Source organism: Sphingomonas sp. Leaf4 (assembly GCF_920939515.1).
Taxonomy (GTDB): Bacteria; Pseudomonadota; Alphaproteobacteria; order Sphingomonadales; family Sphingomonadaceae; genus Sphingomonas.
Window position 1 is genome coordinate 1 of the sequence record NZ_CAKLBB010000003.1, and the last position, 13,746, is coordinate 13,746.

11 protein-coding genes are annotated in these 13,746 nt (G+C 69.9%); 5 read left to right on the forward strand and 6 right to left on the reverse strand.

Annotated elements, in window-relative coordinates:
- Window positions 1-75: 75 nt before the first annotated feature.
- Both LRA89_RS04830 and LRA89_RS04835 read right to left on the reverse strand, forming a co-directional pair.
- Entirely contained in the window at window positions 76-2,397 is a 2,322-nt protein-coding gene (locus LRA89_RS04830; protein ID WP_329958504.1) for a TonB-dependent receptor, read from the reverse strand.
- A gap of 3 nt (window positions 2,398-2,400) precedes the next feature.
- Entirely contained in the window at window positions 2,401-2,643 is a 243-nt protein-coding gene (locus LRA89_RS04835; protein WP_230769234.1) for a hypothetical protein, read from the reverse strand.
- A 295-nt stretch (window positions 2,644-2,938) separates the two neighbouring features.
- On the opposite strand from LRA89_RS04835, the gene LRA89_RS04840 reads away from it, so the two are divergent.
- Complete coding sequence (locus LRA89_RS04840) at window positions 2,939-4,027, forward strand: helix-turn-helix domain-containing protein (protein WP_055762762.1); 1,089 nt, start codon at window positions 2,939-2,941, stop codon at window positions 4,025-4,027.
- On the opposite strand, the gene LRA89_RS04845 is transcribed toward LRA89_RS04840, so the two are convergent.
- From LRA89_RS04845 to LRA89_RS04860, 4 genes are read right to left on the reverse strand one after another with little or no spacing between them, the layout of a single operon-like run.
- Window positions 4,018-5,262, reverse strand: a complete 1,245-nt coding sequence (locus LRA89_RS04845) for a TolC family protein (RefSeq protein ID WP_230769235.1) — start codon at window positions 5,260-5,262, stop codon at window positions 4,018-4,020. The two genes, LRA89_RS04840 and LRA89_RS04845, sit on opposite strands and share 10 nt — an antisense overlap.
- Window positions 5,255-7,684 (reverse strand): ABC transporter permease, encoded by a 2,430-nt coding sequence (locus LRA89_RS04850; protein WP_230769236.1) that lies wholly within the window; start codon window positions 7,682-7,684, stop codon window positions 5,255-5,257. The genes LRA89_RS04845 and LRA89_RS04850 overlap by 8 nt, the downstream gene beginning before the upstream one ends.
- Window positions 7,685-7,700: 16 nt before the next feature.
- Window positions 7,701-8,378: an ABC transporter ATP-binding protein gene (locus tag LRA89_RS04855; RefSeq protein ID WP_230769237.1), complete on the reverse strand. Its 678-nt coding sequence runs from the start codon at window positions 8,376-8,378 to the stop codon at window positions 7,701-7,703.
- Between the two features lie 11 nt (window positions 8,379-8,389).
- Window positions 8,390-9,670, reverse strand: a complete 1,281-nt coding sequence (locus LRA89_RS04860) for an efflux RND transporter periplasmic adaptor subunit (protein WP_230769238.1) — start codon at window positions 9,668-9,670, stop codon at window positions 8,390-8,392.
- 141 nt (window positions 9,671-9,811) lie between these two features.
- Between LRA89_RS04860 and LRA89_RS04865 the strand changes: the two genes are divergently transcribed.
- The 4 genes from LRA89_RS04865 (at window position 9,812) to LRA89_RS04880 (ending at window position 13,659) form a co-directional block, all read left to right on the forward strand.
- Window positions 9,812-10,999, forward strand: a complete 1,188-nt coding sequence (locus LRA89_RS04865; RefSeq protein ID WP_230769239.1) for a sigma-54-dependent transcriptional regulator — start codon at window positions 9,812-9,814, stop codon at window positions 10,997-10,999.
- Between the two features lie 145 nt (window positions 11,000-11,144).
- Entirely contained in the window at window positions 11,145-12,269 is a 1,125-nt protein-coding gene (locus LRA89_RS04870; RefSeq protein WP_230769240.1) for a sensor histidine kinase, read from the forward strand.
- Window positions 12,270-12,279: 10 nt separating this feature from the next.
- The gene (locus LRA89_RS04875) at window positions 12,280-13,116 is read left to right on the forward strand and encodes a toxic anion resistance protein (protein ID WP_230769241.1); all 837 of its coding nucleotides are present in this window, start codon (window positions 12,280-12,282) and stop codon (window positions 13,114-13,116) included.
- Between the two features lie 66 nt (window positions 13,117-13,182).
- Window positions 13,183-13,659 (forward strand): hypothetical protein, encoded by a 477-nt coding sequence (locus tag LRA89_RS04880; protein ID WP_230769242.1) that lies wholly within the window; start codon window positions 13,183-13,185, stop codon window positions 13,657-13,659.
- Window positions 13,660-13,746: the final 87 nt, after the last annotated feature.

Sequence of the window (13,746 nt, forward strand, 5' to 3'; positions counted from 1 at the left end):
CTTTTGCAAGCTCAAGGAGTTCAAACGCATCGCCATGCGTGCCTGCAAAACAGATCGCAGCTTCGAGGCCATGATCTACCTCGTCGCAGCCGTCATCAACTCACGTTGAATCCCCACAGGCCCTAGGTTGTAGCTGTGCTTCGACAGTTTTTCGAGCGGCACCTGCTGCGGGATGTTCGTGCCGGGGCTGGCGAACGGGTTCGACACGTTGCTGTCGACATAGGTGTAGTTCGCCTGAAGCCCCAGACCGCTCAGCAGGCCGGGCAGGAAATCGTAGAATTGCTGATAGCCGATTTCCGCGCCCTTGACGGTGCCGTTGCCCGAATTGACCGTGGTGCCGACGTCGTAGGCGACGCCGTTATAGCTCTGCACGACGGTGCCGCCCGCCAGGAAGCCGTTGACCTTCTTGTAGAACACGCCGCCGGTCAACGATCCGGCCGATGCGAAATACCATTCGAGCGTCAGGTCGTAATTGTCCGATTCGATCGGGCGCAGCCGGGGATTGCCCGATCCGGCGCTCGGCCGGCCGGTGATCGGGTTGACCTGATTGGGGTTGTTGAGCGTCAGGTTGGTCGACAACTGGTCGAAGTTCGGCCGGGCCAGCCCCTTGGAAAAGGCGAAACGGGCCTGGAGTTCGTCGGTGAAGCGGGCGCGGACGTTGAAGCTCGGCAGCGCGCGGGTATAGTCGTTCACCACGCTGATCGGGCTGAGCACCTGCCGCGTGCCGCCGCCGGGCACCGCCACCGTCGCGAACTGGGTGCCGATCGAGGTCGCCTCGGTCTTGACCAGCCGGACGCCGACGCCACCGTCGATACGGATGCCGCCCAGTTCGCCGGCATAGTCGGCGACGCCCCAGACGGTGTAGGTCTTTTCGGTCTGTTCGTTCAGGTCGCCCGGGGTGAACGCATCCTTGGTGCGCGCGCCGAACAGCGCATACAGCGCCTTGGTCTGTGCCCAGACGCCGTCACCCGCCGGGAAGGCCGGATAGAGGAGCCCGTTGACCACCGTATTGCCGTCGAACCAGTTCTTGGACGGTCCCGGCATCGCCAGTTGCGGATTGCGGGTCAGCGGGATGAGCGCGGTGCCCGCCGGGGCCGAGCAGGACGGATCGGCGCCAAGCGCGCTCAGGCAGACACCGTTCCACGTACCGCGCAGGTTGATGGTATTGTCGGCATAGCGCGCGCCGCCGCGCAGCTTCGACAGGAAACTGCCCTCCATGTCATATTCGAGGTCGTAGGCGAGCGCCAACTGGTCGGCCTCGTTGCGCTGGAGCGAATCGGCGACGAACGGCGTGGTGTAATTCGCCGCGGTGTTGAGCAGCCCCGGATTGCGCACGTCCCAGCGCGGATATTTGCCGCGCAGGTCGAAGTCGACCGTGGTGGCGTGCGGCGTGGTCAGCGCGGTCTGCCCGGCCTGGGTATAGAGCGACAGGACGTGACCGTTACGGTCGGCGTTGTAATAGGACGTCAGATACTGGGCATCGAACGTCGCCTTCATCCGGTCGTTCACGTCCCATGCGACGTTGAACGTCATATTCTGGGTCGCGCTCCACAATTCCTGATCGAACCGGCCGGTTTCGAACGTCTGGTTGCGGATCGAGCCCGAGGTCGCATAGCCTTCGTCGTTCCAGGTGAAGGTGCCGCCGGGCAACGGATCGGTGACGTTGCGGTTGTTATAGTCGTAATAATAGGCGCCGGTGCGGTTGAACCAGTATTTGGTCCCCTGATACTGCGCCGTTACCAGCACCGCGTCGCTCGCCTGCCACTGGATCGCCGCCGCGACGCCCAGCCGCTTGCGGTCGCCGGTGTCGTCATAGATTTCGAAGCCGAACGGCACCTGCGCATTGGTCGGCGCGCCGGCGATGGTCGTGCCGGTCGGGATCGGCCCGAACGGTCCGGCGAGCAGGCCGTCCTGGCGATACTGGCTCTTGGAATAGACCGCGTTGAACAGCACGCCGATCTCGCCGATGCCGGTGTCATAGCGGTTGCTGTAGAGGCCCGAGATCGATCCGCCGAACTTGTCGACCCGGTCGTAGTAATTGCCCTTGGCGGTCATGCTGACGACCTGTCCCGCCGCATCGAACGGCTTGCGGGTGCGCAGGTTCACTGCGCCGCCGACGCCGCCCTCGATGATGTTCGACGGCGCGTTCTTGTACACGTCGATGCCCGAGAGCAGTTCGGGCGGCACCCCTTCGAGGTCGAGCGCCCGGCCGCCCGACGCCGAATAGCTGGCGCGGCCGTCGATAAAATTCTGCACCTGCGTCAGACCGCGCACGGTGATCGCCGGCTGCGTACGATGGTCGAAGTCGGTAGCACCTTCGCCGTAGCGGCGCTGGATCTGCACGCCGGTGATCCGCTGCAGCGCCTCGACGGTGTTCGCGTCGGGCAGCTTGCCGATGTCCTAGGCATTCACCGAATCGACGATCTGGTCGGCGTTGCGCTTGATCGCCTGTGCCGAGCGCAGACTCTCGCGCACGCCGGTGACGACGATCTCGTCGGCGTTCTCGCCGCGTTCGGCGACCTGCGCGGCGTTGAGCGAACCGCCCGTCGGGGCGTCCTGCGCCAAGGCGGGTTGCGCGAGCCCGGCGATACCGATCGCCGACAGCGATACGCCCAGACGAATGGATTTGGCGAATGCCTTCATCAGTGTCCTCCCCTATGCACCGGGTGGTCGCCGCGCGTGATCGCGCTGTCGCCCCCAGTTATCTGACATATTAATCCACCATCATCTATGTGACAATATATAATATTACATTACGTACGACTTGATTGAAAAACAGTCGCTCACTGGCGGCTTGTGCCGGACGGGACGTCGTGGCAGCGCGACCGGCGGAACCGGGGCTCGACCGCGGATAGCGACAGGGGCGACGCCGATGAATCGTGGAAACACCGCATCCCGTCCGGCCGGCCCGGGCATCCCGGCCGGCCTCGCCTGACCGATGGCCGACAGCGACCCGGTCCGGTGCGACGACCCGGCGATCCGACAGATCCCGCAGTTCGCGATTCCGCGTGACGGCGGGGACGCGAACAGTATCGCCGCCTTCGGGATGGCGGTGCGCGACGTGTTCCATATCGCGCGGGTCGACCCGGCCGATCCGGCCGAGGTCGAGACGTTGGCATGGCATCTGGGCACCGCGATGTTCGGCCGTTTCGCGGGGCCTGCGCTGCGGTTCGACCGGCCGGCCACGCTGGTCGCGAGCAGCGGGCTCGATCATCTGCTGGTGCAATATTACGAGACGGGCGGCTTCACCGGCGATGCCGGCGGCGAACCGGTCGCGGTGCGGGCGGGCGACATCTGCGTGTTCGACCTTGCCGATACGCTGTCGACGACGACCAGCGCGTTCCGCAATCTCAGTCTGCTGCTCCCGCGCGCGTCGATCGCGCCGATCGTCGGCGACATCGCCAGTCTGCACGGCATGGTGGTGCCCGCCGGTTCGGCGGTCGGCGGGTTGCTGTGCGACCATCTCCGTTCGGTCGCGCGACGCCTGCCCGGACTGACGACCGCCGAGGCGACGCTGGCGGCGCACGCCACGGTCACGCTCACGGCCATGGTGCTGGCAAGCGAGCGGCGGCGCGAGGGACGCAGCCGGACGCCGTCCTGCCCGCGATCGGCGTTGCTGCGGATCAACCGGTTGATCGATGCCGAGATCGGCAACCCCGCGCTCGACGCCGAGCGGATCGCGCATGTCGCCGGCGTCTCGCGCGCCGCGCTCTACCGGCTGTTCGCGCCGGCGGGCGGGGTCGCGCGGCACATCCGCCGGCGGCGGCTGAGCGGCGCGGCGCTGGAACTGGCCGATCCATTGCGCCGCGTGCGGGTGGGCGAGGTCGCGCAGCGCTGGGGCTTCGCCACCGATCGCAGCTTCAGCCGCGCGTTCCAGCAGGCGTTCGGCATCGCGCCCAGCGACGCGCGCGAACGCTGCCTTGCCTTCTTCACGCCGGGCAATGGCGCGAGCGAAACCGATCCGCGCGATTTCGCCGGATGGATGCGCTCGCTCCACGCCGCCGGGCCGGCCGGCGATCAGCCATAGGCGGCCGCATCGAGCCGGCCGGTCGCGCGCAGCAGCGCCGCCTGCGCGACCAGCACGTCGGCGCGCGCCGCGGCCACCGCCAGTTGCGCGGCGCGCAAGCTCTGGTCGGCGACGAGGATGTCGATCGTCGAGCGGAGGCCAAAGCCATATTCGGCGCGCACGCCGTTCAGCGCGACGTCGGCCGCCGCCAGCCCCTCGATATTGGCGCGCAGCCGGCCCTGCGCCGCGATCAGCGTCGCCCATGCGGCATCGCTCGCCCGGATCGCCTCGCGTTCGGCGGCATCGGCGTCGAAGCGCTCGGCGCGGTTCAGCGCCTCGGCCTGACGGACGCGCGCCGGCACCAGCCCGCCGGTCAGCAGCGGGATGCGCAGCGACAGGCCGGCGCTGGCGGCGGTGACGCCGCGCAGCCGGTCGTCGCGGTAGAGGCCGCCCGGCCCGACGCTGCCGGTCGCATCGATCGCGGGCGCGCGTTCGGCGCGGGCCTGATCGATCCGCGCCGCCGATGCCGCGACCACCTGCCGCTGGCGCAGCAGCAGCGGGTTGCCCGCCTGCGCCGCGTCGCGCGCGGCGTCGCGGGTCGCGGGCAGCGTGGCCGGGGGTGCGACCTCTGCCGACAGCGTGCCGGCGTCCTGCCCCACCGCCGCGCGGTACGCGGCGGCGGCCTGTGCCAGCGCGCCTTCGGCATCGGCGAGGTTGGCGACGACGCTGGCGCGCTGTGCTTCGAGTTGCGCGACGTCGGTGCGGGTCGCCTGCCCCAGCCCGTAGCGCGAGCGGGCCTCCGCCACCTGCCGGTCGAGCCGTTCGATGCCGACGCGCGCGACCTCGACCGCCTGCTGGTTGTAGAGCAGCGCGGCATAGGCGGTGACGACGCTTTCGAGGATCGCCGCTTCGGCATCGCGCAGGCCCGCCGCGCCCGCCGCCACGTCGCGGTTGGCGGCGCGGATGGCGGCGGCGGCGCGCCCGCCGGTCCAGATCGGTAGCGCGACGCTGGCCACCGCCGCGCCGCTGCCGCCCCCGTTCAGCCGGTCGTATCCGGTGCTGCCGCCCGCCGACACGACCGGCCGGGCGAGCGAACGCGCCTGTTCGGGGGTTTCGGCCAGCGCCGCCTGCCGCGCCTGCGCCGCCGCCAGTTGCGGGTTGGTGGCATAGGCGGCGGCGATCGCCTCGCGCAGCGTCTCGGCCGAGGCCGGCGTGGCGGTGCACAGCGCCAGCGCCGCGATCCACCCCCTATTCATGGCGCAGCGCCCATGCGGGGGCGGCACGGCTGGCGCGCAGCGATTGGCCCAGCACGGTCAGCACCGCGATCGTCGTGGCGAGCAGCGTCGCGCCAAGGAAGTAGAGCGGCGAGAGCGCAATGCGATCCTCGAAGCCGGTCAGCCAGCTTCGCATCGCCAGCCACGCGATCGGCCATGCGATGACGTTGGCGATCAGCACCGGGCGCAGGAACTGCCCGACCAGCAGCCGCACGATGTCGGTCGCCGATGCGCCCAGCGTCTTGCGGATGCCGATCTCCTTCACCCGCCGCTGCATGTTGAACGAGGCGAGGCCCCACAGCCCGACACAGCCGATCAGCACCGCCAGCCCCGCGCCAATCCCGAACAGCCGCGCCGCGCGATCGTCATCCTCATAGAATTGCGCGAGGCGGGTGTCGGCGGTGTCGCCGTTGAACGGCACCTGCGGCGCCATCCGCTGCCACAGCGACCGGACCGAGGCGAGCGCGGTGCGCGGATCGCCCGAGAAGCGGATCGTGGCGACCGTCGTGCCGAGCTTTTCGGGACGACGATAGTAGAGATAATAGGTCGGCGGGGTGGGCGAGCGCGGCGAGCCGAAGCGCAGATCGTCGACGACGCCGATGATGGTGCGCGGATTGCCACCGCCGACGGTCTTGCCGACGGCTTCCTCGGGCGAACGGAACCGCAGGCTGGCGAGCGCGCGGCGGTTGATGACGATGTTGAACCCGTCGGTCACCTTGTGCAGCTCGGCATCGTCCGCGCCGTGCGCATCGTCGAACAGCCGGCCGGCGATCAGCCGCGCGCCGTGCGTCTCGAAGAAGCGCGGACCGACGATGCCCCAGGTGAGCGACGGCCCCGATCCGGCGACGCCGGGCAGCGGTACGTTGTTGTTATTGTCCTCGCCGCTGCCACCGACCGCGAGATTGGCGATCGTCACGTCGCGGACCTGCGGCAAGGCGCGGATCGCGGTGATGATTCCCGGCTTGCTGCTGGCTTCAACCAGTGAATCCGCCAGCGACCGGACCACGAGCAGCCCGTCGCGCTGAAAGCCGAGGTCGGTCTGGCGGACATGACGGGTCTGCGCGAACAGGACGGCGGTGCCGATCATGAACGCGATGGCAAGGCCGAACTGCGCGACGACCAGCAGCTCGCGGATGCGGGTGCCCGCGCGACCGCCACCGGGCGACCGCGCCGACGCCAGCACCGCCGCCGCCGGAAAGCCCGAGAGCAGCAGCGCAGGGTATACCCCCGCCGCCAGCCCGACGATCAGCGTCAGCAGCACCAGCGCCGGTACGACCACCACGTACGGAATGGTGAGCGACAGCCCGCCCGCCGCATTGACCAGCGGCAGTCCGATTTCGGCGAGGATCAGCCCGACGAGCGAGGCGAGCGCGACGGTCAGCACCGCTTCGCCGAGGAACTGGCGCACCAGCGTCGCCCGGTCCGCGCCCAGCACCTTGCGCATCGCGACTTCGCGCGCGCGAAGGCCGGCGCGGGCGGTGGCGAGGTTCACGTAATTGACGATCGCGATCAGCAGGGTCAGGAACCCGACCAGCCCCAGCGTGACGATCGTCGTCTTGCGGCTGGCGCTGTCCTGCCCCTGGGGCACGAGATGGGCATCGGCGAGCGGCAGCAGTTTCAGTTGCTGGACCGCCGACGGCCGCTCGCCGGGGGCGGCCAGTTCCTTGCCGCGCCGGTCGACGAACGCGGTCAGCTTCGATTCGAACGCACGCGCCGCGGTAGAATCGGGAAAGCGCAGATAGGTGGCGAGCGACGCGCTGCCCCAATGATACCAGTTTTCCGACGTCGGGGTCCGAGGCAGCGGGATCAGGATCGTCAGCTTGAAATCGCTGTTATCGGGCAGGTCGCGGAATACGCCGCTCACCCGGTAGTTATTCGGCTGGTCGAACGCGACGACCATCGGCTGGCCGATCGGGTCGGTGGTGCCGAAATATTTGCGGGCGATGCTCTCGCTGATGACGACGTTGCCCGGCTGCGCCAGCACGCTCGCCGGATCGCCCTTCACCAAGGGGATGCGCAGCACCTGGAAAAAGCTCGGGTCGACCTGCGCCACATTCTCGCTGGTGGCACGGCCCGCGCGCAGCACGCTGCCGCCGTTCTCGCCGCCACGGATGCGGGTGCCGATCGTGCCCGGAAAATCCTCGCGCATCTGTTCGAGCAGGCCACCCATCGTATAGGGGTACGCCCCGTTCGCCGGGCTTTCGGGCAGGCTCCACACCGTCTGCACGACATAGGTCTTGTCATGGTCGGGCAGCCATTGCTCGAACCCCGTCTCGAAGCGGACATAGAGGCCGAGGACGAGGAAGACCGCAATGCCGATGGCGAGGCCGCCGATGTTGAGCGCACCATAGCGTTTGTGCCGGGTGAGCGAGCGATAGAGCGAGCGAAGCGCGAAGCCGTTCATGGTTCTCCCTTTCGCGTCAGAGCGCGCGCATGGCGCTGGCGACGATGCGGCCGTCGAGCATGTCGATCCGGCGCTTGGCCATGTCGGCATGGCTCGGCGAGTGCGTGACCATCACGATCGTCGCCCCTTCGTCGTTGAGCCCGGCGAGGATGTTCATCACCTGCTCGCCGTTCGCGGTGTCGAGGTTGCCGGTCGGTTCGTCCGCCAGGATCAGCTTGGGATCGCCGACGATCGCGCGGGCGATGGCGGCGCGCTGCTGCTGCCCGCCCGACAGTTGGTGCGGGAAATGGCGGGCGCGGTGGGCAATGCCGACCTTGTCCATCGCCGCTGCCACGCGCCCGCGTCGGTCGCCGGCATCGTGGCGATAGGCGAGGCCGAGCGCAATATTCTCCTCGATCGTCAGCTCGTCGATCAGGTTGAAGCTCTGGAACACGAAGCCGAGCGTACTGCCGCGAAACTTCGCCAGTTCCTTTTCGTCCATCGCCGCCAGATCGCGGTCGCCGAACAGATACTTGCCCCCCGTCGGCCGGTCGACGGTGCCGAGCGTGTTGAGCAACGTCGACTTGCCGCAACCCGACGGCCCCATGATCGCGACGAACTCGCCCGCCGCGATCGACAGGTCGATGGCGTGGAGCGCGGTCGTCTCGACATCGTCGGAGACATAGCGGCGTTCGATCTTTTCCATGCGGATCATGACAGTGCCTTTCAGCGGAGATTGAGGATGTCGCCCTTCACGGACGCGGTATTGCTGGTGACGATGCGGTCGCCGGGGTTCAGCCCGTCGAGCACCTCGACCTGTTCGGGATTGCGCCGGCCGGTGCGGATCGTCCGGCGGCGGGCATGCGCGCCATCGGCGTCGAGCACGAAGGCGCTGGTGCCGCCGCCCGATTGCAGCCAGCCGCCGACCGGCACGACCAGCGCGGGCGCGGTACTGCCGAGCGTAATGCGCGTGTCGATCGTCTGCCCGCGATTGAGCCCGGCGGGCGGGGGCGAGGCGAACAACAGCTCGACGCGGAAGCGGCCATCGGTGACTTGCGGCAGCACCTTGGCGACGCGCAAGCCCATGCGCTCGGCGCTCGCCGCCTGCCCCACCGCGACCCGGCCGAGATAATATTCGTCGACATCGGCGACGAGCTTCCACGACCCCTCGCTGTCGACCTGTCCCGCCGGATCGCCGGGTTTCAGCGCCTGTCCCGGTTGCAGCGTGAAGTTGGTCAGCCGCCCGCCGGCCGGGGCGCGTACGACCAGCGTGCCCAGCCCGGCGCGGACCGCCGACAGGTTACGTTCGAGCCGGGCGCGGGTGTCGTCGAGCCGCGCGCCTTGCGTCGCGGTGATCCGTGCTTCGGCAGCACCACCGCTCTGGAGCTGCGCCAAGCGCTTCTGCTGATAGGCGACTTCCTCGGCATAGCTTTTGACGCCGGCGTCGGAGACGAAGCCCTTGTCGTGGAGCTGTTCGCGGATCGACAGGTCGCGGCGCGCCTTGATGAGATCATAGTTCGCCTGCGCGATCTGTCCGGCGCGGTCGAGCCGGGTGCGCGCGATGCCGAGATCCTCGCCGGCGATGCCGCCCAACTGGCTGGCGATCTGCGCCTCGCGGGTCAGCACGTCGAGTTGCAGGCTCGGGTTGGCGAGCGTGGCGAGCGGCTGGCCCTCCGCGACCATCGCCCCGTCCTGCACCAGCAGCTTCTCGACCTGTCCGCCCGACAGCACGCCCACCAGCGTGGTCAGGCGCGGCGCGACGCTGGCGCGCACCGGCAGATAATCGGCGAAGGGCGCGCGCTGCGCGGTGCCCGTCTCGATCTGGTCGGCGGCGATGTCGGTCGATCCGCTGGCGGGCAGGAACCGCCACACCAGCACCGCCGCCGCCACCAGCAAAACGCCGGCCAGCAGCGCACGGTGCCGCCACCAGCCTTTGCGCGGTCGTTCGATCCGCCGGTCCATCGCCGCGCCCGGAGCGCCATTGGCATGTGCAGAGTGTTCGCTCATCATGCGGACACTGTCGCTGAAACCCGGGCAAAAACCTAAACCACTATGAACAATGGATTTTCACCGTCATCGCCCATCGGCGACCGTCCGGCGGCGGACGCACCGTCCACGAATGGACAGTCGGCGGACCCGTCAATCCTGTTGATCGACGATAATCCGGCGGTCGCCCGCGCGATGGAAATCGCGTTTCGCATCGCCGGCCACCGGCTCGACACGGTGGCCGGGCCGCAGGAAGCCTATTCGCGGCTGGCGCAGCGGCGCTATGGCGCGATCCTGCTCGACATGAACTTCACGCAAGGGTCGGCCGATGGTGAGGAGGGGCTGGCCTGCCTCAAGCGGATCGTCGCCGACGATCCCGGTGCCTGCGTGGTCGCGGTGACGGCGCACAGCGGCATCCGCATCGCGGTGGCGGCGATGCAGGCGGGCGCGCGCGACTTCGTGATGAAGCCGTGGCGCAACGCCGAACTGATCGCCAAGGTCGCGGCAGCGATGGCGCGCGTGCCGGTGGCGGCACCCGCGACGCCGCGCGGCGGTGGCGTGTCGCCGGCGATGCTGCTCGGCGAACATCCGGCGATGGCGCGGCTGCGCGAGCTGATCCGCCGGGTGGGACCGAGCGGCGCGGGCGTGACCATCACCGGACGGCCGGGCAGCGGACGGATGCTGGCGGCGCGCGCGCTGCACGCCGCGTCGGGCGACAACGGCGAGCCGCTGCGCATCGACCTGCGCGATGGTGCCGCATGGGACCGGCTGGGCGAGGCCGACGCCAGCGTGATCCTGCGCCATCCCGACCGGATCGACGCGGTGGCGCAGGACCGGCTGCTCGACCGGCTACCCGGCGGCGTCCGCCCGATCGCCATCGTTCAGGAGGTCGCGCTGCTCACCCCGGCGCTGCGCCGGCGGCTGGCGACCGTGGAGATCGCGGTGCCGCCGCTGGCCAGCCGGGGCGACGATGTGGTGCTGCTCGCCCGCCATTTCGCGCGCGATGCCGCCGAACGCTTCGGCCGGGGCGAAGTGCGGCTGACCCCGGCGGCCGAAGCGGCGATCCGCGCGGCACCATGGCCCGACGAGGTGCGCGGGCTGGCGCTGACGATCGAACGCGCGGTGCTGTTGAGCGACGACGGCGCGATCGACGCGGCGGCGGTCGTGCCGCCACCGCCGGTCGTCGTGACCGATCCGGGCGCGGAGGCGAATTTCGCGCTGTCCGATGCCGAGCGGGCGATGATCGAGGCGGCGCTGCGCGAACATCGTCACAACGTCACCCATGCCGCGACCGCGCTGGGGTTGAGCCGGGGCGCGCTCTACCGACGGATGGCGCGCTATGGGCTTTAGCAGCAAGGCTCCCCTCCCTGACAAGGGAGGGGTCGGGGATGGGTCGGCCCGCGAGGGAACGGCAGCACCCGCCTCAAGCCTACCCACCCCCGACCCCTCCCTTCTCAGGGAGGGGAGAGCATCAATCATCGGCCTGCGATCGGTCGTGCGCGCAATATTGCTGGTCACGGCGGGCGGGGCCGGTCTGTTTGCATGGCAACAGGGCGCATGGGGGTCGCTCGCTGGGGCGGCGCTGGTCGCGCTGCTGCTGACGCTGTCGGCCGGGTGGCGCGAGGCAGCGGTTTCGAGCGCGGCGGCCCCGGCACAGGGCGATGACGCCGGCAACCGGCTGTTGCTCGATGCCGCGCCGACGCCGATGATCGCGCTACACGACGGGCATGGCCGCGCGCTCAACCGCGCCGCACGGCGGCTGTTCGCGACCGACGACCGGATCGTCGCCCTGCCCCCGGCGCTGGCCGACCCCGAGTTGCGCGATGTCCGTCACGAGGGACGCCATTGGCGGATCGAGCGGGTGACGCTGAGCGACTCGCGGACGATCGCCACACTGATCGACGTCGAACAGGAAGCCCGTCTGGCCGAGGCGCGCGCCACCGCCGAGATGATCCATGTGCTGGGCCATGAACTGCTCAACGGCCTCGCCCCGATCACCTCGCTCGCCGACAGCGCGTTGCAGGCGATCGAGACGCCGGGGACCGATCCGGCGCTGCTGCACGAGATTATCGGCACGCTGGCAAGGCGCGCCGAGGGGCTGGAGCGGTTCACCACCGCCTATCGCACGCTCGCCCGGCTGCCGGTGCCGCAGCCGCGCGGCACCTCGCCCGCCGGACTGGCGGCGGACTGGGCGCGGCTGTTCGCGGGACGCTGGCCGGGGGTGCGGCTCGACCTGTCGGTCGCGGCCGACGCCGACTGGCCGCTCGACCGCGATCAGGTGACGCAGGCGGTCCTCGCGCTGCTCCAGAATGCGGCGGAAGCGGCGGCGGCCGGGCGACAACGGCCCGCATGGGTCGCGCTTGCTCTTTCGATCGAGGCGGCCGGGCTGACGATCGAGATCGCCGACAGCGGCGATGGCGTGGCCCCGGACGATGCCGCGCGCATTTTCCGCCCGTTCCACACCACCAAGGTCGACGGGACCGGGGTGGGGCTCAGCCTCGCGCGGCAGATCGCCCATGCCCATGGCGGCACGCTGGCGCTGGTGCCCGGCCTGCCGACGCGCTTCCATCTGACGCTGCCGCCGCGCGACCGAATTGCGGTCGGGGACGGCGACGTATAGAAATCGGGTCGTGCCCGATGCTTCCCCCACCACCGACGCCCGCGCGCTGCTACGGCAATGGCTGCATGCCGATGAGGACCGGGTGGTGCAGGCGATCGACGCGATCGGCCGGCGCGCGATAACCTCGGCGGCCGATGCCAGCGCGCGGCTGTCACGCGGCGCGATCCATACCGAGAGCGCCAAGACCGGTCTTGCCGAAGTTGAGGCGGTGGCGCAGGCGCTCGACACGCCGCCGCCGCCCTCGGGCTGGCGATCGTTGTTCGCCGCCCCTCCCGCACCGCCCGTGCCGGCGCGGATCGACGCGCTGGTCGAACGGCTGGCGCGCGAGCGCGATGGCGTCGCCCGGTCGATCCTGTCGCTGGAAACCGATCGCGACCGCTTCGCCGCCGCCGTCGCCGCGCTGGACGCGGCGGGCGCGCTGATCGCCGCGCTCCGCCCCGCGCTGGAAGCCGCCGCGCGCGAACTGCGCCACGACCGGCCCGAGCGCGCCGCGTTCCTGCGCGAGACAGCGACCGAAGCGCTGCTGGCGCGCGAACAGGACATCCTGACGCAGTCGGCGGTGACGCGGCAGGGGCTGCTGACGATCGGCATCCTGATCGACAGCCACGCCACGCTGGCGCAGGCGCTGGCCCGCGCGCAGGAAACCAGCGTCGCCGCGCTGCGCACCGCCGCCGCTGCGCGGGGTGCGGTGGCGGGCAGCCGGGCGCTGGCCGATCAGGCTCGGGCACTCGACCGGGCGGCGGCAGCGGCGGACGGCAGCACCCTGTCCGCCCCGGCGGCAAGCCGCGCGCTGGGCGAAGCGGTGATGCAGGCCCGCCGCGCGATCGCCGCGATCGAAGGGAACTAACTGCCTCTAGCGGCATCGTGTCACCATGCACTATCATGCGCGGGCACAGGCAACGGGACGTCGATTGTGACCGGTTTTCTCGACAAGCTCGCGACATGGCTCGGCGGTCCGCTGCCGCCGGCGACCGATGCGCCCGGACCGACGCCCGTGCCCGCCCGCGCCGGCATTCAGCCCGACGATCCGCGCCTGCCCGATACCTCGCGTCCGCTGGTCGCGCGGTTGCTGGGGCTGATCGACGATCTGGAGGCGCGCGCGGGGCGCGATGCGGTGCTGATCGCGACGCTGACCGAAATCCGCCAGATGCGCGACGATCACCTGCCGCGCCTAATCGCCAGCTATGCCGAGATTCCGCCCGCGCACCGCGCCGAAATCTTTCGCCAGACGGGTCGCTCGGCCAGCTACAAGCTGAACCAAGGGATCGAACGGATGGTCGAGCGGTTGCAGACGCTGTCGCGCTCGCTGGCGCAGGACGACCTCGACAGCTTCGCCGACAATCTGCGCTTCATCGAACGGCGCTACGGCGACGACGATCCGGCGCGATAATAGCCTTCGTCATTCCCGCGCAGGCGGGAAGCCATAAACGCCGACGTCGCGGCTTCATCACCAGCGTCAGCGTCTATGGGTCCCCGC

Excerpts from the sequence above, each read along its gene's own strand:
- LRA89_RS04835 (WP_230769234.1), bottom strand. The coding sequence starts at position 2,643 with ATGAAGGCATTCGCCAAATCCATTCGTCTGGGCGTATCGCTGTCGGCG.
- LRA89_RS04840 (WP_055762762.1), top strand. The coding sequence starts at position 2,939 with ATGGCCGACAGCGACCCGGTCCGGTGCGACGACCCGGCGATCCGACAG.
- LRA89_RS04845 (WP_230769235.1), bottom strand. The coding sequence starts at position 5,262 with ATGAATAGGGGGTGGATCGCGGCGCTGGCGCTGTGCACCGCCACGCCG.
- LRA89_RS04850 (WP_230769236.1), bottom strand. The coding sequence starts at position 7,684 with ATGAACGGCTTCGCGCTTCGCTCGCTCTATCGCTCGCTCACCCGGCAC.
- LRA89_RS04855 (WP_230769237.1), bottom strand. The coding sequence starts at position 8,378 with ATGATCCGCATGGAAAAGATCGAACGCCGCTATGTCTCCGACGATGTC.
- LRA89_RS04860 (WP_230769238.1), bottom strand. The coding sequence starts at position 9,670 with ATGAGCGAACACTCTGCACATGCCAATGGCGCTCCGGGCGCGGCGATG.